Genomic DNA, 20,515 nt, shown 5'->3' on the forward strand with positions numbered 1-20,515 from the left:
CAGCCACCGGAATTGCGTGTAACGAGGCTACGTCTACGTTCACTGTACGTTACAACCTGGAGATTTGCCCACATGCCTTTTGCATGTGATGTCAGAAGGCTTCGCCATGTCGCTTTCACTTCATGGCGCCTCTCAGGCTACGGGAGTGGAGTCTATTCTCCCGATTGGACTTTCACCAACTAGATAATGTGTCCTTATCTGGACACGCCGATTTGCCAACGTAAAGAATACCAATCATGTACTTGTCCCATCGGGACAACATCTGTAGGAGTGTTTGTCATATATACATTGATACCACTGAGTCGTTTACTACGAGGAGAATACTTCATTCCTTTCTTTTTTTCTCTTACATTTTGATCTTGTAATCGCTTTTCTTGTTGTTCTTTTGTTAGTCGATGAACAATCACACGAGTTGGTACTTTATCAGTCATTCCTACATAAGCGTCGGGTATTTCACATGTTTGTCCTGCCTGTAGAGAGTCCATTAAAACCTCCATATCTATCTGTATATACTCTGTACCTTTCTTGATTCTTCCATCTTGAAAATAATCAGGATTAGGATTTTTTTGATAAATACGTGTATTCGACTTGATACGAGAGATATAGTAAGCCTTTTTATCGTGTATATGTTGAAGATCTTTTAAATGAAAATACCCTAAATCTCGGATACATAAATCATTCGCTGTCACAGTTGGGACACACAGAGAACCGTAGGTTCGATCATGTTGTTTACCTGGACCGGTATGAATATGTAGGAACTGTCCACTTAATAGATCATATTCAAGCTGAATTTTCACCCCCGCTGTATGGCTGCATCCTCCTGCGCCTGGATAAACGAATGAAAAGGGATCTGGGAGTTGAAATGCAGTTGAATCTAAAATACGAATACGCTTGAAAACAGAAGTATATGGAGAAGAAATCGGTATAGATGAGGCCAATTTTTGGTTTAGTAGTTCCGCTAATATATTTTGTAAAAATTGGGCGGCCGCTTTATTAAATCGTTGATTCAGTCCCTCAGGACTGATGAGCACTTCTGTTGATGCTTCTAAACAGCTAGATAGCTGAGCTAAAGAAGTCGTAGCGACATTTTGACTCATCCATACACATAAAGCGACTAAATCTTTGGCTTGGTACTTACTTGTTCGTTGCACAAAGCCAACATCTCTAGCAAGATTTCGTAAAATATTAGGTGATAAAAAGCTTTGAATTTCTTGAGCAAATAGTTGTAATTCATCAGATACAGAAATAGACATAAAAAAACGCCATCCTTTCCTATAATTCTAGAAACAGGATAACGTTTTTTTATTTTTTAGAAAATATTTTATTTCTTTATTGACAATAGTCAGAAAAAACAGTTATATTTATGTCAACAAAAACTGACTAGTCAGATGAAAGGAACATGTTAAATGACACAAAAAGATATATTAATTCTAAATGGGTATGAACAATTAAAATCATTAAGTGATCCTTTAAGAGTTCAAATCCTTTCTTTTTTGATTGAAAAACCTCGTTCAGGGCAACAGTTGTCACAAATTATTGGTTTGTCTCGTTCGAAAATTCACTATCACTTGCGTGATCTGGAAAATAATGGTTTAGTCCAAATAGTAGAGGAAAATAAGAAAAGAAATATGACTCAAAAACTATACCAAGCGGTTGCTAAAAGTTTTATCCCCTCTAATAACTTATTACCTTTTCATTCGGAATATGGAGAAAGTCGTAGGTTATTAACTATTGCAACCTTAGAGAGAGCAAAGAGTCGTGCTTTAGCAGCTCCTGAAAATGCTTTTTTAACACAATCTGAAAAGCCAGAAGAATGGGCTAGAATATCAAGTCAAATAGAAATTCGCACAACAAAAAAGCGATTTGAAGAATGGGTTGCTAAGTATCATGATCTTTTAAAAGAACTCCATGATATTGATGAAATTGAGAATAGTGACGCGGAATGGTTTTATTTAGCCACAGTTGGATTCCAAGTAGATGAGCCTTATTTTAAGGAAGGGGAGAAAGATGAGTGAACCTGTTTTACAAAAAACTGCAGTCACGACAAAAGTAAAATCTTTATTCAAACAAAAATCTTTTATATTACTTTGGATTAGTACCATCTTCTCTGGGTTGAGTTTCAGTATGTTTTATTTTGCTGAAGCATGGTACGTTGTTCAAGAGTTAAATTTAGAAGCTTCCTTAGGGATTATTTATATTATCGGAGCAATTCCTCGGATTTTATTTATGTTGTTAGGCGGCGTGTTAGCTGATAGACTAAGTCAATCGAAAATAATGTTTTTTTCAGACTTAACAAAAGCCATATTAATTGGAGGATTAGTTTTATTGTTATTATTTACAGGTGAGATACATCTCTGGACATTAATTATTTTTGCGTTATTTTTTGGTGTTTTGGATGCGTTTTTCTGGCCTGCATCTAGTTCTATTACTCCCGTTATTGTTCCGAAAGAATTTCTAACAAGAGCGAATTCAATTATTCAGACTACAAGTCAATCTACTTCAATTTTGGGTCCAATGATAAGTGGGTTTATAATTGTTGGATTTGATTATACAGGGATTTTTAGTTTGATTACAATCCTGCTAATTTTAGGTAGTTGCTTTATATTGTTTATTAAAGTTAATAAACAAGTTGTTAATACTCAAGAAAATAAGCATCATTTGCTTATAAGTTTAAAAGAGGGAATTAACTATGTTAAGAAGGCCCCAATATTAATGGCTTTCATTTTAAAAACATTATTTTTGAATCTTTTTTTCGTAGGTCCATTAGCTATAGGATTACCGATTTTTGTTAAAAATATATTGAAAGGAGAAACAATAGACTATAGTTTTATAATGTCGTTTTTAGCTATCGGGATGGTACTGGGTTCTATTATCCTTGGTATTATAAATCTCAAAAGAAAGAGAGGAATTCTTAGCCTAACATCACAAATGTTTGTAGGACTTTGTTTCTTGATATTAAGTTTTAGTAATGAACTATGGCAAAGTGTTGTTATTGTTGTTTTTTTGGGGATATCAATGACAATTTCTAATATATGTGCTGTTTCTGTTGTGCAAAATGAAGCTGAACCAGAAATGATTGGGAGAGTAATGAGTATTCAAACAGTCTCTTCCATGGGATTAACACCCATTTCCTATGGATTGACTTCATTAAGTCTTTCACTTGAGATAAATATAAAATTTATTATTATGGTTGGTGCCTTATCTTTAATAGCATTTACCTTATATATTTACTTTAAAATTCCAGCATTACGAACCGTCGATTAAATCATTAATTATAAAATATCTTTAGGAAATGAATACACTACTGAATATCTAAAACACTAGGGTTGTAATTGACTATAGAGATACAAAATTTCATTTGGGGAGCATTATAAAATATTAACTTGATAGCGATGGGGTACCGCCAGCATTTTGGAAAAAACCACGCTAAGAACATGCAAGATTTTATACAGTTTTTCGGCTAATCCAGTAACGAACGAGAACCCTAAAACCACGCCAGGATAGGAATGTATAAAAAAATGCATAGATCCATAGAACAAAAAAGGAGGTTCCCTTGTAAGAGTAGGGATCCTCCTTTTCCTCGCTACCGATAATAGGACGTTATGTTAACTGAACATGTATAGGGTATACAGGGGAAATCTGTATCTAACCTACAACTTCATTGGTATAATATGTATACATAAGATTATGAAATGGAGATGGTAAAGATGGTAAAGATACATCCTTTTACTATTGTTACTCTGTTTATCAGTATGTTGACCATGGTGTTATATGCAATCGAGAACTTCTCACAGGGCAACATGAGGATGGGTACTACGTTTATCGGACTGAGTATCATGTTCTTGGCCATAGGGACTTATAGCATTATACGAAATTGTAGATTAGCAAAACAATAAAATACAGTATCATCTCCAAAATGAGGAGAGGTGTGCTTTTACTTCCTCTAACGGAAATTATGTAAATATTTCATTTTAAATTCACAGCAAGTACATGCTTTTTTTGTAAAATATAGTTACAATTAGAAAGGGGTGGTTGTACTGGTTAAATACAAGTTTTATATTGCTATAAGCTGTGTTAGCATAGGAATCTTGGTTACAGGTATCATTGGATGGAATGGAAAAACAGAAGCTATACAAGTTAATAAAAATGCATCATCTTTTGAAGTTAAAGAGCATGATCAAGGTATACATTGGATTTATGATTTATATGGTATTGAAAATCAGATAGGTTTTATTAAGCAACCTATAGTTGTAAATCAGAGTAAAACATATGATTGGTTTTTGTGGGGAACTGAGAAATTAAGATCTGATCAATCGCTTAAGATTACCGCTATTCATCCAAATACAAAACAAGAAATTCAAATTGCAGACATAAAATATATAAACCAGTTTGATCAATCTATCCACTCTTTTTATGAAAAAACTAACATATTACCGTTAAATAATTCTGTTAGCAAAAACAGTATAAAGCTTATTTCACATCAAGCGATAAATATGAAATTTCCTAAAAGTGGGACATGGAATCTTAATGTTTTAATTGGAGATAAGAAACTTCCTCCTATTCCTATTGAAGTAACAAATCAAGAAGAAATATTAACTCCTTTAAAATAGATATTTAATTGTGCATAAAAACCCCTTCATTTTAATTTTGAAGGGGTTTTTATATAGAATTATAGATAGATTGACTGCTGATAAGTGGTTTTATGTAAACCTTACATGTATGGAATATACATCCAATTTTTATGACAAACCGTTTCTTCCGAATGGTACAATCAAGGAAGAGGAGGGGTATTATGAAGAAACATCGTTTTAGAAATCTATTTTTCTGCTTTACAGCTCTTTTAGTGTTATCTGCTTGTCAAAAGTACAACGGTAAGTTAGAACAATGGGGTAGCACTGTTGACACAGTCGATACAGCCAAACTAAAAAGAAATAACATTCCGTATGAAATAAAAGATGGCAAAGTATATATTCCCGAAGATGCCTTTAGCGATGCTACACTGTGTTGTACATAAGCAGTGATGTAAGCCCGTTTCTAAAGGGAGGGGTTTGTTTTACATGGGGTAAGCACCACATGTAAAACAACCTAACGGAGCAGGTTAACCCCAAAACGAAAAAAATGAACTTTGTTGCTATAAAAGGCACAAAATTTTCGTTTTGGGGGTACTTCAAAATCTTAGCTTGATGGTGATGGGCGATACCCCAATTTTGAGTTATAACAAATTATTACAGAGTAGAGTGTTTATTTTTATTTTTTACCATATCTAATATATCCCTTATTATATCAACAACAACTTGAGGTTGATCAATATGTATTGCGTGTCCAGCATCTTCAACAACAATATGTTTTTTATTAGTCGACAAGTTAGCAATCTCTCCCTGGAATTTCATCCAAGTAGCCATAGACTCCACTGTATGAAAAGGCTGCAGCCCCCCTGTTACAACAATGAGTGGAATGTTTCCAAGTGATTTAGAAGTACGAACTTGTTCTAAGCTTTCTTCCACTTCATTAAGAGAACCTTCCAAAATAAATTGATTATAATAAGCCTCCTGAACTTCTTTTGTAAATAAAGAGGGCAATATTCTGTTTTGATTTTCGTGAGTTGAGTCTAAGAGAACGACTCCTACTACTTCCTCTGGATATGTGCTTGCAAATAATCTTGTATTTAATCCTCCAAATGAGTGTCCGACTAATACATATGGAGGTTTTATACCTGCTTTATTAAGTAATATACGTAGATTTTCGACACTTTGCTGACTATGACGAGGTCTTTCATTCATTTCACTTTTGCCAATACCAGCTCTATCATAAATAAACATTTTTGAGAACTTTGAAATGTCATCTCTAATTGGATTCCAGCTTTCTAAAGTGGCTCCATATCCAGAATCAAAAACTAGGGTTGGCCCTTCATTATTCCCCCCTAACAATTCATAGTATAATTCAATACCACCTATATCTAATTTTTGTCCTATTTCATCCCCATTAAATTCACTCATATCCAATCCTCCATTTTTCATTTTGATATAAAAAGGAAAGATCATTTCTATTTATAAAACTGCCCTTTTTATTATCCATTTGAAAATTCTAATTAAATAAGTTCAATTTAATTGAACTTATCGTAACATGGACTGATTTCCTTTTCAATCTAAAGTTTAATATAATTGAACTAGTAGACTGAATTACAAAGGATGTTGAAAATGGATGAGCTAGGAAAACGAATAAATAAATTAAGAGTAGAAAAAGGTATGACACTTGTAGAGTTAGCTGGTAATAAAATGTCAAAAGGGATGTTAAGCATGATTGAAAATGGACATTCGAACCCTTCGATGGATAGTTTGAAATTTATCGCGCACCAGTTGGGCTGCGATCCTCAATATTTATTAGGGAGCTCTACATCCGATGAGCTAAAGCACTTATTTAATAAAGTAGAGGAAGCGTTTGAAAAAAATAATGATGAACAGATAATTAATTTGACACAAGACATGTTGGGCCAACAGTTTCCCATTTCATTTGAATCTGCTAGGATATTAGAGATTTCTGGAAGGGTAGTTATGAAGTCCGAGCAAAAACGTGGAGAAATGTTGATAGAACGAGCGGTAGCAATCTATGAGCGGTTATCCCTTTACAGCCACTGCGTGGCTGCTAAAGTACATATGGTAGAATACCGTGCAAAAGAGGATAATTACCATGATGCTCTGATAATGTTACGAAATATAAGAAAAGAGTATCATGAAAAAGCAACAGTGATTGATATGGTCGTTGAAATAGAAGCGAATTACGTTGAAATGGTCTTACTCTTCGGGATAGGTGACTATAAATCAGGAAAGAGTAAGCTTAATCAATTAATTGAACTATCTAAGAGGAAAATGGTCTTTTACAAGATGGATAATATTTTCCGAATTGCAGCGTTTCAAGCCCTTCTTCATAACAATGAAAATGATTATGCTTATTTTATCAAGAAGTCAGAACAGTTTGCTGTTTTTAGTGAAAATGATGAATCTCTAGCTTTTACACTGTTACTTCAAGCACATTATCATAATCAAACATCAGAGGATTATGAACAGGCCCTTTATTACTTAGATAGGTTTGCTACCCTAGTAAAGGGGAATCTCGGAAGTGACTATTATTATCTTGAAAAAGGTAAAGTATTATTAGGAAAAGGACATGTAAAAGAAGCACTTGAAACTTTTGAGCAATTTAAGATGCCAAATACGACTATTTACCCACTTGAATTATGTATTCTCTACACTGCAGATGCATATAGAGCAAAATGTCTTTTACAACTAGGAAGAATAGAGGAAGCACTTATCTATGCGCAGAGAGCAGCTAGTAAAATAGATTCGCTACCTCAAACGCCTTATCAAGGTTTTATAAGAAACACCTTAGAGTTAGTGAATAAAACCTATAATATTATTTTCGAAAGAAAAAATGAATAGCTTATAGAGAATAAAGAAAAGAATGTCAAGTTAAGAAAATAGATCACCCCCCAAACGAAAAAAACAGCTGACTTCTCAAAGTAACTAACTGTAGAGAAAGAAAATTTTCATTTTGGGGGTAATTCAAAATTTTAGCTTGATGGGCATGTGGTAGCACCACATCGCTATCAAGCCAATAAAACAAAATACCCCCTAAAATGAAAAAACACGCTATTCTTTCTGTAGAATCATAGGAAAGGATGGCGTTTTTGTATGTCTATTTCTGTATCTGATGAATTACAACTATTTGCTCAAGAGATTCAAAGCTTTTTATCTCCAAATATCTTACGAGATCTTGCTAGAGATGTTGGTTTCGTACAACTGTTGCTTTGGTATAAAGTTTGATCAAAAACCTCTTACAAACTCACATTCTATGGTACACAAAAAGAATCGATTTTGAAAAAAGATTGATCAAGATCGACTCTTTCTTTGGGATTGTGTGTACAGTTTTTATAAAAAAGTTTGATCATTTTCTGCCCGTGTTTCTATACAATTGCGCCCGTTTATGAAGTCAGGGTTTATTTGATACGCGTACTTTTTTAACCTTGTATGTATGAATCATCCCCTATATTCATCTTTTTTTATTACCTTAAATTCACCTGATTTATCTACACTAAACATAGCATAACTCTCCTTACCATCATGTTGTCCACCTGAAGAACTTCTGGGCTGAAGTACTATATTATAAACACCTTCTGTTAAAACATTACTCTTTTTAAAGTCATCCATAACACTTAGGATATCCGGTATATTCCCCTTATTTTTTTCGGCGTTATAATAATAATTAAAATTCACAACCCCCTTATAATAAGCATTAATTCTAGATTCACTAATTTTTAAAGTTTTAATTAATTTTTTTGTGTTTAATTCTTGGCTTTGTTTGAACTTTGTAAGTAATTCTTTTTCCTGCTGTTCATCAATAGTAAAGTTTAAATAGTAATAGAAATTTTGTTTCTCCATTTCAAATGCGTCAGTAGATTCACTTAATAAGTTATATTTTTTAATAATTTTATTTGATTGTTTTAAAACATCACTATGTTGTTGAATATAAGCCCCTTTAAATATATCTAAGAAGACATACTTACTATCCTCTTCATCTATCTCATAAGAATTTCGGTCTACGGTTAAATAAGTAGTAGTATAATACGGTTTTTTTATTTCTACATAAGTTTGAATATCCCCTCCTTCAATCCAATTATCATGTGCAGAAAGAATTTTAAACTCTCCATCTTTTATCCCATAATGCTCTGATAAATAATCTCCTACCGGTTGTTGGAGTTTTATTTTTGTAAAAACATCAGTAAATAAATATAGTAGTAGCACACTAAACCCTACTATAAAAATAGTTGCTATTACTTTCTTCACTCTCAGTACACCTGCTTCCTATAACAAATAATACTTTCAACATTCCATATATTATTTAATCACAATTTATATAGAATTATCCTATTTTTTTGTTTTAGAATGGATATTGTTCTAATTTTTGGTTTGGAATAAAGTTTGATTAAAACTTCAGAAGTTTTACCGTGGCAGCTTTACCTGATGATGCAAAACGGTTAAACTTTATTCAAAACGGTACGAATTTATTTCAAAGCAACAATAATTGCAAGTAACCTCTAAATCTTGGACATACTGATACTATTACTCTAAAAAAGGTGCGTGATCAGTATGGAAAAGCAAAATTTATTCAAGTGGAAGCATTATCATCATGATATTATTTTGCAAACAGTAAGATGGTACCTACAGTACAACTGGTTCCGTTGCAAAAACTTCAAGATACATGCAAGTAACCTCTAAATCTTGGACATACTGATACTATTACTCTAAAAAAGGTGTGTGATCGGTATGAAAAAGGAAAAATTGTTCAAATGGAAGCATTATCAACCTGATAGGATTTTTAGAGAGGCGTATAAGTATGAACTGAACACCCCTATTTTTAATCACTTTTTTAGGCATTTCTCATATAGTGAAAATGACTATGATTTTGATTCTTTTTATTTATCATCCATAAGTCATACAATTGTTTAGCACATATATAAATAAAAAGATGGGAGCCCTACGATGAACAACACTCAAACTTTAACGCCCCCAAGTAACTCTGAGGAAAACCAAAGAAATATTAGTTTGCAAACATTAAGGGTCATTGGACTCATTGTATTAATTAGCGGTTACATCATTGTCACACTCTCTGAAGTAGGTGAACTGAAGAACCTTTTAATGAACCCAAGCACTAGCAATACATTAGCTGAAGCAGACGCTTTTTAGAAAAAATGGTATATAAAAAGCGAATCATGATAAAAATGATTCGCTTTTTACATATTCCCTTATCCTATATGATGTATATTTTCTTCACTGTATTCTGTCCTATTAATTGCTTTCATAAATAACAAAATACTACTTATACCAACTAAAAAATATACAATGCTCATTCCCCATGATGCTATAAAAGAACCTAGCATAATCCCTAGTGCTCCATTCATTTTTGCCACCTGAAAGACCATACCATTGATTGCCATATAAGAACTTCGAGCATCATCTGGGACCATATCGGCCATAATGGATTGCCGAACTGGCACATACATCATCTCGCCGATTGTTTGGAAAAGCCCTGCTATTAATAAGATCCATAAGCTATTACTTGATCCAATTATTGTGAATCCAATTGTATAGATAAATAAGCCAACATATAGGATTTTCAAGTCATTAAAACGTTTCATCATTTTAATAACAAGTGCTGAAAATAAAACAATCAAAATCGTATTCTCCGCAGAAATCCAACTTAGCATCCGAATACCTGTTAAATCAAAACGAATATCATTTCCAAATGCAAATTGAATTGTTTCAAATTCCTCTTGCAAGCGTACACCTAAATAATTATTAAGCTGAAATTCTAACGATAACGTACATATACTTGCTAAACAAAATATCAAAAATGCCCGGTCTGTCATAACAACTTTATAACTTTCAACCATTTCTTTTAACACATGCTTCTTTTTCATCGTTTTCTGAGTTACATATACTTCTTCCATATATACTGAAATTAAATACAACGTTAGCAATGCTACTGCAGTCAATAATATAAAGAGTTGCAAACGATAATGTTCGAATAATAACCCTCCGAATATAGCCCCAATAGCAATCGATAAATTGATTGCCCAATAATTAATACTGTACATTACTTTTCTATTCTCCGGTGTACTCACATCAATTAGCATCGCCTCTGTTGCGGGATTCATGAGTCCTGAACCAAGACTATTCGTTAACATAAAAATGAAAGTGAGCCAAGGTGAATCTACATAATCTGAATTCGCAATTCCCATACAAGCAATCGAAACAACTTGTATCACTTGCCCTATAATCATAACCTTTTTTCGTCCTAATCGATCTCCAATATACCCTCCATAAAGACCAATTATTAATGCCGCCATGACATTTACTAATAGTAGAACGCCTGCGAGAACACTACCCAGTTTTATAGAAAAATAGATAGCCATAAACGGGAAAATCATTGTTGATACAGTGCGTGTTAAAAATGATGTTATAATTCTAATTTTTATATTGCGATGCATGCTCCAAAATCCCATTTTCCCCCTCCTCCTTATGTGTATTCATTTTACTTTGAAAAAAAGGAAGAAAAAGGTTAGAATATTCTAAAGAATTTCCCCTTTTAGAAAGAAGGAGTCGTTTAAACATGAAAGTGATGGATTACTATACTCAACTACGATTGCATGATCCAGAAAAACAATACATGCAAAATAGCTTGCAAGAATTAGCCGATATTTTATATTGCAGTACAAAAAACGTGAAAATTTTACTGAGAAAAATGACTGAAGAAAAATTAATTACGTGGACACCAGGACGAGGACGAGGAAATAAAAGTGAAATTCTCTTTCTCCATACCATTTCAGAAGTAGTTATGCCCTATGCTGAATCCCTCTTACAACAAGATAAATTAAAAGAGTTATTTCTTCTTTTAAAACAACCATTTCCGACTTCCCTTCGAAAAGGCTTAGAAGAAAAATTACAACAGCATTTTGGATACCAACCTTTAAACGATATGTATGACGTGTTAAAGATACCTTGCTCAAGAAAAATATTGCCACTTGATCCAGCATTTGCAGCTGTAACAACAGAGAGTCATCTCATTAGTTACTTACAACTACGTCACAGAAGAAATTGAAACACACCTCGCACATACATGGGAGGTTAGTGACAATCAACTTACCTGGACTTTTTATTTACGAAAAGGCATCCATTTTCATCATGGAAGAATCTTATCTTCTAAAGATGTTCAATTTTCATTTGAAAGATTACAACGTGTACACTCTCCTTATGCCTGGTTAACTGAAGAGATTGTGCAGATTGAAACACCATCACCACTACAAATAAGCTTTCACCTTCGAAAGCCGAACTTGTTTTTCCTACGTTATGTAAGTTCGATGCAATTAGCCATTTTACCTCATGATGTAACAATACAAAATCACCATTATATCGGGACGGGAGCTTTTAAATTACATTGTTATGATGAAGATCAAGTTATATTAGAAGCGTTTACGGATTATTTTAAAGAACGGGCGTTGCTTGATCGTATTGAGTTTTGGCGGATTCCGGAACATGCACAAATACATACACACTATGAACTACCAAATACTGAATATACAAAAGAACACGAAGTACAAATAGAAGAAACCGGGTGTATATATGCCGCATTTAACTTTACAAGGCCTGGTCCACATCATGATATTTATTTTCGAAAAGCTTGGAGAGAAATATATGACGTTGAATCGATTATTCGTGATTTAAAAGGTATGCGGACTATCCCCGCATCAAGCTTCTTTCCAAGTCAAAGCCGAGCAGCAACGAAACAATCTTATTCTTTATGCAAAGCAAAGGAATACCTGAAAAAAAGTACATATCAAGGTGAAACTATACATATTTACTTTTTCTCTTTTAAAGATAGTGCTCATGATGCAATTTGGCTAAAAGAGCATTGCCAAAACTTAGGCATACAAATGGAATTACACCCTTTTCCAGTCTCAGACTACTCGAATCGTTCTATTGATCAAAACGCCGATATTATTTTAATGGGGGAGGTTTTTAATTCGGATATAGAAATAGCTTTTCTCAATGTATTTAAAAGTAAAAGCTGTTTTATCAACCGTTTTATGCATCCTCACTATCAAAAACAGATTGATTGTTTACTAAATACATTCTTAGCCGAAGAAAATAAGGAACATCGTCATAAACTTATATTCGAAATTGAAGAATTCCTTCGAACGGAATACATTATCCTATTTAATTATCATGTTTTAAAAAAGCAAACATATCCCTCTTCTTTAAAGAACGTAACAATTGATTCTTTTGGCTGGACGGATTTTTCAAAGTTATGGATTCACCATATGGAATCAGCTAAAGAGTATTGAAATCAATTTACTTAACTATTTATATATACTCATTTTAAAATTCCAGTATATAAGTCGCGGTTATGAAAACAAAAGAAGTTCTTCACTCATTTTCTCCTTCTGTTTTCACATGGCGTAGGGCTAAAAAAGACACTGACTGCCCCTACGCATGATCGGATCCTCTCTCCCGCCTAAAAGAAATGGTTTTACGTCGGTCTTTCAATCCGCATTTATATAATATGGATAACTTGCATAACCGTAAAACCTCAATCTTCAGATTGAGGTTTTACTAGCTATTTATTTTTAAAATTTAGGAAAGATTCACCACTTCTTTTACATGCATTTCAAGTTCTGCTAAAAACATATCAATATTAGGATTTTTGACTACATCATAGCACGCAAAACTCTTTAAAGGACTCATACCAATAAATTTCTGTACTCGGTGTAAATGACCAATTGCTTCTTCTAAACTCTCACCTTCAAAAAATTGTGAGGAATCTTCAAACGCTGTTTTAGGTGCATTCCATGTAGTGGAAAACATATATTTTTTCTCTGTTAATAACCCTCCTGCTCCATATTGATCTCCTCCTTTAAAAAAGAGGCCGTACTCATATACTTCATCCATATACGTTTTAAATAATCCTGGTACACTAAACCAATAAATCGGTGTTTGATAGATAATAACATCCGCCCATAAAAACTTTTGTTGTTCTTCTTTAATATTGTATCCGTCTTGAATAATCGTTGTTTTCACATGACTCTTTTCACTTAGTAGACTGACCATGCGATCAACCAATGTTTGATTTAATTTCCCTCCGTCGGCACTATATTTTTGATGACCATTTATGATTAATATATTTTTCATCATTTTCTTCCCCTTTATTTTTTATTGATTGAATTGCATCTATCTAAATCCACACTTTTTCGTACCGCTATCATTTAGTTCTCAGCTACTACTCCAAGTTGTTGCATAAGAGTAAGATTGTCTTCTAAATGCCAGTCTTCAGTGATTTTCCCATCCTTAATACGCAAAATGTCGATTGCAAAAAAGCTAATAGGCTTTCCATCATGTGTTCCTGTAAAGGATAGACGAGCTGTGACCTTATCACCAACCACTAATAAATCCTCAATCTCGCAATGTATATCCGGAACGACTTTACGAAAGTTTTTTGCAGCAAATGCTAAGCCTTCGGGACCTTGTGGGCGCCCTTTTGGCAACGTATTATCAAAGAATTTCTCTGTAACGGTTTGTGGAATAAGCTCCTCATTGCCAGTATCCCAAAATGCATAAAAACGTTGGGCTGCATGAATCATTGCTGTAGCTTCTTTTTGATTTAATGAAGGATCGATTGTCATTGTTTTAGGCTCTGGCTTGCCTTTCAACAATTGAATTTCACTTTTAGAAGCAGACATTTTTGTATTGCTGCACGCAGTAAGCACGGTACCGATTACGCCAATGCAAAGCACGAGAAAACTAAATGACCACCATAACTTTTTTGTTTGATTTTTTATTTTCATCATAGTCACCTCCTTAGTTTAGAAATCATTTGTGGTTCCTAACACTATTTTATATGCAGTAATTTCCCTTTTGGAAGTAGTGATATTTTTTTCATATAGTTACTAAAAGGATAGTTTTGTGATACTATAAAGAAAATCAATTCAAAAAAATTTTATGGAGGCTATTTCCATGAGCAATATAGATCCGATTGTATTAACGAAAGGTTCACCTGGTATACCTTGTCCTATTGCAAAAACACTCGACGTAATTGGAACAAAATGGACATTTTTAATTATTCGGGACCTTCTTATTGAAGGAACACTGCGCTTTAGTGATCTACTAAAATCAATGGATGGTATCAGCCCAAAAACACTCTCACTTCGCCTTAAGGAATTAGAAGGTCAAGGTATTGTAACAAGAAAGGTTTATCCTGAAGTTCCTCCTCGAGTGGAATATACCCTCACGGATAAAGGGAAACAATTAGAAGGTATTTTTATCGAATTAAAGCGCTTTGGACTAACTCTAGAAAACTAACAAAAAAGGACCCGTGAGTCCTTTTTTGTTAGTTAAAGTACTTTAAATTTTTTCCGCTCCGATTCCCCTTATATAATAAAAAACTTTCCGAAATGTAACTATATGAAATAAATATCACTACTTCAAATATGGAATTCTTCAAACTACAATGATGGCAACAAAGTAAAAACGAAATAATTAGGAGGCATAAAGATGCTAAAAGGAAAAAAAGTAGCTATTATTGGCGGGAGTTCAGGTATTGGTTTAGAAACAGCAAGATTGGTATTAGCGCAAGGTGCAGATGTTATTATCGCCAGTCGATCCGAAGACAAATTAAAAGGGGCAAAAAAGGTATTAGCGGGAAATGTAACAACTTATACACTTGATATAACAAACGAGCAACAAGTACAGTCATTCTTTGAAGAAATAAATACAATCCATCATTTAGTTATTACAGCAGCTGAAACATTCGGAGGAGCTTTCCTTGATACAGAAGTAAGCAAAACGCGCCAGTTGTTCGAAAATAAATTTTGGGGACAATTCTATGCTGCAAAATATGGTGCACCTAAGATTACGAAAGACGGATCAATCACATTATTTTCAGGCGTAGTTGCCTATAAAACAATGGCTGGTTCAGCTACGCTTGGTGCAGTAAATGCAGCAGTCTCTAATCTTGGAGAAACATTAGCATTAGAACTCGCTCCTATTCGCGTAAATATCGTCTCTCCTGGCATTATTGATACACCGTCACGTAGCAAAATGCCGCTGAAAGCGCGGGACAAATTCTATAAGGAGATAGCAAATAAACTCCCTGTCAAACGAGTTGGACAGGCAAAAGATGTAGCTGATGGTGTACTATATTTAATGCAAAATCAATTTGTCACTGGAACTACTCTTCATGTTGAAGGTGGACATACATTAATTTAATTAACGAGGAGGCTATCCCCTCCTCCTTCTGTTTATCTCAATTATCTATTTCATACTAAACCTCAAATAACATACCGTATCATAGCAACTTCATCACAACAATCAAATTTCGGACAATGCCGACAATCAACCCATACTTTTTCAGGTAGCGATTCCTTATCAACAAAATCAAATCCACACTTCTTAAAAAATGTAGTTTGATATGTTAAAGAAATAACTCTTTTCACTTTTATTTTAGTAGCCTCATTCATGACATGATTCACCAACATACGGCCTAACCCTTTACCTGCATATGTATCCGATACGACTAATGATCGTATTTCGGCAAGATCTTCACCTAAAACATGTAAACCAGCAACTCCCAAAATTTCTCCTTCCTCTTTCACAACATACAAACACTGTAAATACTGATAAAGGGACAAAAGTGAGCGCGGCAGAACAACTCCCTCTTTCGAATATATTTCTATTAAGTTATATATTTCTTTCACATCACTTGTAATTGCGTTTGAAATTTGCATAATGTATCTCCTTACATGAAATATTCATACTTTAATATGAATATTAATTCATAAATTTATATAATAATACATTCATCTTATAAATACGTCAATTATTATTCTGAATTTTTCATATAAAAATACATACCGATTTCTTCTATATAGCCAAGTCAATTTGGGGCTATTTTCTGAACATACTACTAAAATATTGATCTAATGCGGGTTAAAGCCAAGTTTGAGATGTAGAAAGACATATATGATGATTTCAACGTGTCAAAAATCTAATTATAATACGGTTAGAAATGCATAATAAAAGACCTCAACTAGAGGTCACTTTGAAACGATAACTTGATTTTTACTTTTGAGTAGAAAGAAAATCCACCATACGAATAAAAACAAATAACCTATGGTCATGAATATAGACCAAATAGCCCCTTGTTGTAATTGATTTATTAAATGTTCAAATTCATTAATTCCTTCCGCTCTTCCAATGCTATTTATCAAACTAATTATTGGAACTGTTATAGCAAAAACAATGGCTAAAATGGACAACTTTTTCATTTTCTTTCGTATAACACAAAATATTGCAGTCGCTAATGTTATTAATAAAAATAAATAATATATTGCCCAAAACCAATTAGGAAGAGTCTCCCAATACATTTCCCCACCCCCTATTTACATTATTTAACATCATATTTATTGCAAATAATATAGCATATACATCACGGCTATGAAAACAAAAGAAGACCTACTCTCTTTTTCTCCCTTTATTTTTAACTTGCATGGGGCTAAAAAAGGCCCTGATCGCTTCTATGCACGGCCGGATCCTCTCTTCTACCTAAAAAAAAATAGTTTTTATTCAATACTTGCTTCCAAATCCCGTATTGGTAATACTGTAGAAGATTTAATCTCCCTTAGTGCTAAGCTCGTTTGTATTCGCGTAATCCCAAGCTTATTTAACTTTCTAATAAAACGCTCCAACTCTTTACGATCTCTGTTTGCGACCTTTAATAAGTAATCATACTCCCCTGTTAAACAATGACACTCCAGCACTTCAGGCATAGATTCTAGTTCTCTTTCCAATACTTCAAGCTTTTCAGATTGATGAATATTTGTACTCATAAAAATAAAACATAACAAATCAAATCCAAGTTTTTCTTGATTTAAGATTGCGACTTGTTTATCAATGAAACCTTCACTTTCTAGCCTTTTTATTCGTGCATGCATAGCAGCTGGTGACAAATTAACACGACGCGCAAGTTCTGCATTACTTACTTGTGACTCTTTTTGTAAAATATCTAAAATTTGTACGTCTAAATCATCTAACACTTTAATAACTGATGACTCCATAAAAACCCTCCTTTTCTTTACCGACGATTCTTCGGAAAAACATATAATACACTGAATGAAATTGAATAAAATTTCTTAATTATAACCCTTAACAAAACATTTTATTGAATTTTCACCATTATACAAAAGAATATATTAGATAACAAAGAAAAATGCTAAAATTATTTACAATCCATACGATATAAATCCATTTTGTGTTTTCAACACATAAGTCACTGCTATGAAAACAAAAAAGGACATACACTCATTTTCTCTTTTTGTTTTTACTCGGCATGGGGCTAAAAAAGGACCTGACCGCTTCTATCCATGGACGGATCCTCTCTTCCCCCAAAAAAGAAAGGTTTTTTATCAGTTTTTCAATTTATACACTAATAAAAGGAGTTCCAAACTATGCCTTATTTTTATGTCTTTTTATTATTGCTAACAAGCTTACTATGGGGTGGAAATTTTGTCGTTGGAAAATCACTCGTCGATCATGCTTCTCCAATGACGCTTACAAGTTTAAGATGGCTGATTGCGATTGTTTGTCTCTTACCGATTGTTTGGTTTAAAGAAAAGAAACTTCTTCCGCCACGCGCTGCAATTCTTCCCTTACTACTTATGGGGGTCACTGGCGTTGTTCTCTTTAACATTTTTCAATTCTTAGCGTTAGAACAGACTTCAGCAACAAATGTAGGGCTTATTTCTACACTAAATGCGATTTCAATTGCACTCTTTTCATCTTTATTCTTAAAGGAAAAAATCAATATACTTCAAATTCTTTCTATGATTCTTTCTTTTTTTGGTGTAATTCTCGTCCTTTCAAAAGGAAATATCGCACTGTTATTTTCATTACATTTGAATAGCGGAGATTTGTGGATGATGGCTGCGGTTTGTATTTGGGGTATCTATTCTGTTTGTAGTAAATGGGCAACAAAAACAACTACGCCAATGATGGCAACTTTGTATTCAGGAGTTTTTGGCGTTATCATATTGCTTCCATTTAATATACCAAGCTTTACTGTTTCCAATATTAATGCTTCATTTATCACTTCACTACTATATACAGGCTTAATTTCAACTGTAGTCTGTATGGTATTTTGGAATATTGGTGTTCAAAAATTAGGAGCAACTACATCAGGAATTTTTCTAAATTTCAATCCAATTTTCACTGCCATTTTAGCGTTTCTTTTCTTAGGAGAAGAACTAACTTTGATCCAAATCTTTGGGACTATCACCGTTATTACTGGCTGTTATTTATTTTCTCACTTTAAAACAGTTGCTCATCAACCTAGCCAAACTTTAGTACGGCAGCACTCTTAATAGATCAACATCGCCATTATCTTTAACATAATGGCGATGTTTTTACATTCTTCACTTTTCACTTCTCATTTCTTTTAAATACTGCTGTTCTTCTGCTGGCGATAAACGTTCTGTTGCCTTTCCAGTATCACCACCTTGAATTTTCCACAGAAAGTTATGTTCCTCAACTGTTTGCGAAAAATCCCCTCTGTCCCAGCGGTCTAAAATAGCAAGTAGCCTTGTTTTATTATTAAAATTTTTACTACTCTCTACAGCCCTCTTCGTATTATGAATTTCCTTTTTCGTCATTTCGATAAATCCCCATTTCTCAGAGGATTTTACTTTTTGATGTACCATCTTATGCATAGTAGATATGATTTCATCTTCACTAACTTGCGGCGTTTCTTCCGTTACCTTCTTTTCCTTTTGAGCAATTACTTTCTGCTCCTTTAAACGTTTATCCTCTGCTTCGACATACTCAAGAAATTTATAAGCGCCAAATATAACACCCATTACAATTGCGATAGTCGTAATCGTCCCTATTATCCATTTTTTCATATTATGTATTTTGATATCTCCTCTAATTGTTACTAAAACAAATGGAATCGCCTACAAATAGCCGATTTCATTTGTTTATCATTTTTAAGCTTTCATCGCTTCTCTAACAACGTGACTATCCACATATTGCTTGAACTTTACGATTTTTCCATTCTCAAGTTGCCATACATGAACGAACTCTGCTTCAAATGCTTTTCCAGTTTCTTTATAGACTCCTGAATACACACCTTCAGCAATAATAACGTCTTTTCCTTTTACCTCATGATACGTATTTACGCTTGCTTTATAATCATTCCATTCCGATCCTAAACGACTAAATACATTTTCCATTACTGCTTCTACACCAATATATGTTCCACCATATGGAAAACCAGCTGCCTCGGTCCATTCTACTTTTTCAGAAAGGGTTTCTACTAAATATTTTGCATTTGAAGAAGATGGTCCTTCATATGTGCTTCGAATAATCTCTAAATTTGTTTTTTGTCCCATTATTTTTCCCCTCCAAACGCATTTGCTGCTAAAACAAGTCCGATTTCTAGTGCTTTTACATTTGGAAACCGTTCCTTCATTGCAGTTTGAATTTCTTCACTTGAAGGATTCTTCGAAAGTACTTCATCAAATGTCACTAAGTATTTACGAGTATGTTCAATTGCATCTTTCTCTCCATAAATAATCGTTGATGTAACTTGAAAGGCTTGTTCAGATCCTGTAAAGACTTCTACATGTAATTTTGACATGTTGTTTCCTCCGTTTTTCTATATACATTTCCACTTTTATTATTTTATATTTCCTTACTTGTTATAATCACTCTATGTTGTAACCAAAATAGTTACAAGTAGACCGAAAAAATATGCTATCTATTTACAACTCACACTTCATTGCTAATCGCTTCGTTGTAATAATTATAGTTACAACGAAGCACCAAGTCAATACTTTAATATCCAAAAAATTCCCCAGCAAAATAGATATATACAAAAACACTGTTCTTTTCATAAATCTTCTTCAGAAAAGAAC

At 33.5% G+C, this 20,515-nt stretch carries 21 protein-coding genes and 3 pseudogenes; 12 read left to right on the top strand and 12 right to left on the bottom strand.

The features are described from left to right. Positions 1-203: 203 nt before the first annotated feature. Positions 204-1,253: pseudogene (locus C564_RS32460) on the bottom strand (IS4 family transposase); the annotation flags it as partial. Positions 1,254-1,406: 153 nt separating this feature from the next. On the opposite strand from C564_RS32460, the gene C564_RS0121920 reads away from it, so the two are divergent. The 4 genes from C564_RS0121920 to C564_RS0121940 all read left to right on the top strand — a co-directional run bounded on the left by C564_RS0121920 (position 1,407) and on the right by C564_RS0121940 (position 5,014). Next, complete coding sequence (locus tag C564_RS0121920; protein ID WP_018766844.1) at positions 1,407-2,015, top strand: ArsR/SmtB family transcription factor; 609 nt, start codon at positions 1,407-1,409, stop codon at positions 2,013-2,015. After that, positions 2,008-3,264 carry an MFS transporter gene (locus tag C564_RS0121925; RefSeq protein WP_018766845.1) on the top strand — a complete coding sequence of 419 codons (1,257 nt, stop codon included), beginning with the start codon at positions 2,008-2,010 and terminating at the stop codon, positions 3,262-3,264. Before C564_RS0121920 ends, C564_RS0121925 begins: the two co-directional genes overlap by 8 nt. An 824-nt stretch (positions 3,265-4,088) precedes the next feature. Further along, complete coding sequence (locus C564_RS0121935; RefSeq protein WP_018766847.1) at positions 4,089-4,610, top strand: hypothetical protein; 522 nt, start codon at positions 4,089-4,091, stop codon at positions 4,608-4,610. A 182-nt stretch (positions 4,611-4,792) separates the two neighbouring features. Next, positions 4,793-5,014, top strand: a complete 222-nt coding sequence (locus tag C564_RS0121940; RefSeq protein ID WP_016115623.1) for a hypothetical protein — start codon at positions 4,793-4,795, stop codon at positions 5,012-5,014. 211 nt (positions 5,015-5,225) lie between these two features. On the opposite strand, the gene C564_RS0121945 is transcribed toward C564_RS0121940, so the two are convergent. After that, entirely contained in the window at positions 5,226-5,996 is a 771-nt protein-coding gene (locus C564_RS0121945; RefSeq protein ID WP_018766848.1) for an alpha/beta fold hydrolase, read from the bottom strand. A 201-nt stretch (positions 5,997-6,197) separates the two neighbouring features. On the opposite strand from C564_RS0121945, the gene C564_RS0121950 reads away from it, so the two are divergent. Further along, positions 6,198-7,436, top strand: a complete 1,239-nt coding sequence (locus C564_RS0121950; protein WP_018766849.1) for a helix-turn-helix domain-containing protein — start codon at positions 6,198-6,200, stop codon at positions 7,434-7,436. A gap of 252 nt (positions 7,437-7,688) precedes the next feature. Then, positions 7,689-7,820, top strand: coding sequence for a hypothetical protein (locus C564_RS38075; RefSeq protein WP_003203194.1), 132 nt, complete (start codon positions 7,689-7,691; stop codon positions 7,818-7,820). Between the two features lie 213 nt (positions 7,821-8,033). Here the strand turns inward: C564_RS38075 and C564_RS0121965 are convergent, their stop codons facing one another. Beyond that, positions 8,034-8,840: a hypothetical protein gene (locus C564_RS0121965; protein WP_018766851.1), complete on the bottom strand. Its 807-nt coding sequence runs from the start codon at positions 8,838-8,840 to the stop codon at positions 8,034-8,036. 303 nt (positions 8,841-9,143) lie between these two features. Here C564_RS0121965 and C564_RS36320 point away from each other — a divergent pair. Both C564_RS36320 and C564_RS0121970 read left to right on the top strand, forming a co-directional pair. Next, positions 9,144-9,227: pseudogene (locus tag C564_RS36320) on the top strand (IS6 family transposase); the annotation flags it as partial. A gap of 309 nt (positions 9,228-9,536) precedes the next feature. Continuing rightward, a complete protein-coding gene (locus tag C564_RS0121970; protein WP_018766852.1) occupies positions 9,537-9,740 on the top strand; it encodes a hypothetical protein in 204 nt (67 codons plus the stop codon). Positions 9,741-9,799: 59 nt separating this feature from the next. Here the strand turns inward: C564_RS0121970 and C564_RS0121975 are convergent, their stop codons facing one another. Then, on the bottom strand, positions 9,800-11,059 hold the full coding sequence (locus C564_RS0121975) for an MDR family MFS transporter (protein ID WP_018766853.1): 1,260 nt from the start codon (positions 11,057-11,059) through the stop codon (positions 9,800-9,802). Between the two features lie 107 nt (positions 11,060-11,166). On the opposite strand from C564_RS0121975, the pseudogene C564_RS33710 reads away from it, so the two are divergent. Then, a pseudogene (locus C564_RS33710) lies at positions 11,167-12,898 on the top strand (ABC transporter substrate-binding protein). A gap of 289 nt (positions 12,899-13,187) precedes the next feature. Here the strand turns inward: C564_RS33710 and C564_RS0121985 are convergent. Further along, entirely contained in the window at positions 13,188-13,742 is a 555-nt protein-coding gene (locus tag C564_RS0121985) for an NAD(P)H-dependent oxidoreductase (RefSeq protein ID WP_018766854.1), read from the bottom strand. 74 nt (positions 13,743-13,816) lie between these two features. Beyond that, complete coding sequence (locus C564_RS0121990; protein WP_026008660.1) at positions 13,817-14,398, bottom strand: ester cyclase; 582 nt, start codon at positions 14,396-14,398, stop codon at positions 13,817-13,819. 166 nt (positions 14,399-14,564) lie between these two features. Between C564_RS0121990 and C564_RS0121995 the strand changes: the two genes are divergently transcribed. Together C564_RS0121995 and C564_RS0122000 are read left to right on the top strand one after the other, a co-directional pair. Beyond that, positions 14,565-14,909: a winged helix-turn-helix transcriptional regulator gene (locus C564_RS0121995; protein WP_018766856.1), complete on the top strand. Its 345-nt coding sequence runs from the start codon at positions 14,565-14,567 to the stop codon at positions 14,907-14,909. Between the two features lie 192 nt (positions 14,910-15,101). After that, complete coding sequence (locus C564_RS0122000) at positions 15,102-15,815, top strand: SDR family oxidoreductase (RefSeq protein ID WP_018766857.1); 714 nt, start codon at positions 15,102-15,104, stop codon at positions 15,813-15,815. A gap of 62 nt (positions 15,816-15,877) precedes the next feature. Here C564_RS0122000 and C564_RS0122005 read toward each other — a convergent pair whose 3' ends face one another. The 3 genes from C564_RS0122005 to C564_RS0122015 all read right to left on the bottom strand — a co-directional run bounded on the left by C564_RS0122005 (position 15,878) and on the right by C564_RS0122015 (position 17,662). Then, positions 15,878-16,333, bottom strand: a complete 456-nt coding sequence (locus tag C564_RS0122005; protein WP_018766858.1) for an N-acetyltransferase — start codon at positions 16,331-16,333, stop codon at positions 15,878-15,880. Between the two features lie 309 nt (positions 16,334-16,642). Further along, positions 16,643-16,972, bottom strand: a complete 330-nt coding sequence (locus C564_RS0122010) for a hypothetical protein (protein WP_018766859.1) — start codon at positions 16,970-16,972, stop codon at positions 16,643-16,645. Positions 16,973-17,167: 195 nt separating this feature from the next. Next, a complete protein-coding gene (locus C564_RS0122015; protein WP_018766860.1) occupies positions 17,168-17,662 on the bottom strand; it encodes an Lrp/AsnC family transcriptional regulator in 495 nt (164 codons plus the stop codon). Between the two features lie 390 nt (positions 17,663-18,052). On the opposite strand from C564_RS0122015, the gene C564_RS0122020 reads away from it, so the two are divergent. Beyond that, positions 18,053-18,964 carry a DMT family transporter gene (locus C564_RS0122020; RefSeq protein WP_018766861.1) on the top strand — a complete coding sequence of 304 codons (912 nt, stop codon included), beginning with the start codon at positions 18,053-18,055 and terminating at the stop codon, positions 18,962-18,964. 51 nt (positions 18,965-19,015) lie between these two features. Here C564_RS0122020 and C564_RS0122025 read toward each other — a convergent pair whose 3' ends face one another. The 3 genes from C564_RS0122025 to C564_RS0122035 all read right to left on the bottom strand — a co-directional run bounded on the left by C564_RS0122025 (position 19,016) and on the right by C564_RS0122035 (position 20,238). Beyond that, positions 19,016-19,501 carry a DUF6241 domain-containing protein gene (locus tag C564_RS0122025; RefSeq protein WP_003195457.1) on the bottom strand — a complete coding sequence of 162 codons (486 nt, stop codon included), beginning with the start codon at positions 19,499-19,501 and terminating at the stop codon, positions 19,016-19,018. 84 nt (positions 19,502-19,585) lie between these two features. Next, positions 19,586-19,990 carry a nuclear transport factor 2 family protein gene (locus C564_RS0122030; RefSeq protein WP_018766862.1) on the bottom strand — a complete coding sequence of 135 codons (405 nt, stop codon included), beginning with the start codon at positions 19,988-19,990 and terminating at the stop codon, positions 19,586-19,588. Beyond that, positions 19,990-20,238, bottom strand: a complete 249-nt coding sequence (locus C564_RS0122035; protein ID WP_018766863.1) for a hypothetical protein — start codon at positions 20,236-20,238, stop codon at positions 19,990-19,992. Before C564_RS0122035 ends, C564_RS0122030 begins: the two co-directional genes overlap by 1 nt. Positions 20,239-20,515 lie beyond the last annotated feature (277 nt).

Source organism: Bacillus sp. 105MF, from assembly GCF_000374885.1.
GTDB classification, from domain to species: Bacteria; Bacillota; Bacilli; order Bacillales; family Bacillaceae_G; genus Bacillus_A; species Bacillus_A pseudomycoides.

What these genes read in the sequence shown, in the direction of transcription:
- C564_RS0121940 (WP_016115623.1), top strand. Translation starts at nt 4,793, where the DNA reads ATGAAGAAACATCGTTTTAGAAATCTATTTTTCTGCTTTACAGCTCTT.
- C564_RS0121975 (WP_018766853.1), bottom strand. Translation starts at nt 11,059, where the DNA reads ATGGGATTTTGGAGCATGCATCGCAATATAAAAATTAGAATTATAACA.
- C564_RS0121925 (WP_018766845.1), top strand. Translation starts at nt 2,008, where the DNA reads ATGAGTGAACCTGTTTTACAAAAAACTGCAGTCACGACAAAAGTAAAA.
- C564_RS0121950 (WP_018766849.1), top strand. Translation starts at nt 6,198, where the DNA reads ATGGATGAGCTAGGAAAACGAATAAATAAATTAAGAGTAGAAAAAGGT.
- C564_RS0122000 (WP_018766857.1), top strand. Translation starts at nt 15,102, where the DNA reads ATGCTAAAAGGAAAAAAAGTAGCTATTATTGGCGGGAGTTCAGGTATT.
- C564_RS0121970 (WP_018766852.1), top strand. Translation starts at nt 9,537, where the DNA reads ATGAACAACACTCAAACTTTAACGCCCCCAAGTAACTCTGAGGAAAAC.
- C564_RS0122035 (WP_018766863.1), bottom strand. Translation starts at nt 20,238, where the DNA reads ATGTCAAAATTACATGTAGAAGTCTTTACAGGATCTGAACAAGCCTTT.
- C564_RS0122020 (WP_018766861.1), top strand. Translation starts at nt 18,053, where the DNA reads ATGCCTTATTTTTATGTCTTTTTATTATTGCTAACAAGCTTACTATGG.
- C564_RS38075 (WP_003203194.1), top strand. Translation starts at nt 7,689, where the DNA reads ATGTCTATTTCTGTATCTGATGAATTACAACTATTTGCTCAAGAGATT.
- C564_RS0122005 (WP_018766858.1), bottom strand. Translation starts at nt 16,333, where the DNA reads ATGCAAATTTCAAACGCAATTACAAGTGATGTGAAAGAAATATATAAC.
- C564_RS0121945 (WP_018766848.1), bottom strand. Translation starts at nt 5,996, where the DNA reads ATGAGTGAATTTAATGGGGATGAAATAGGACAAAAATTAGATATAGGT.
- C564_RS0122015 (WP_018766860.1), bottom strand. Translation starts at nt 17,662, where the DNA reads ATGGAGTCATCAGTTATTAAAGTGTTAGATGATTTAGACGTACAAATT.
- C564_RS0122025 (WP_003195457.1), bottom strand. Translation starts at nt 19,501, where the DNA reads ATGAAAAAATGGATAATAGGGACGATTACGACTATCGCAATTGTAATG.
- C564_RS0122030 (WP_018766862.1), bottom strand. Translation starts at nt 19,990, where the DNA reads ATGGGACAAAAAACAAATTTAGAGATTATTCGAAGCACATATGAAGGA.
- C564_RS0121985 (WP_018766854.1), bottom strand. Translation starts at nt 13,742, where the DNA reads ATGAAAAATATATTAATCATAAATGGTCATCAAAAATATAGTGCCGAC.
- C564_RS0121920 (WP_018766844.1), top strand. Translation starts at nt 1,407, where the DNA reads ATGACACAAAAAGATATATTAATTCTAAATGGGTATGAACAATTAAAA.
- C564_RS0121995 (WP_018766856.1), top strand. Translation starts at nt 14,565, where the DNA reads ATGAGCAATATAGATCCGATTGTATTAACGAAAGGTTCACCTGGTATA.
- C564_RS0122010 (WP_018766859.1), bottom strand. Translation starts at nt 16,972, where the DNA reads ATGTATTGGGAGACTCTTCCTAATTGGTTTTGGGCAATATATTATTTA.
- C564_RS0121990 (WP_026008660.1), bottom strand. Translation starts at nt 14,398, where the DNA reads ATGATGAAAATAAAAAATCAAACAAAAAAGTTATGGTGGTCATTTAGT.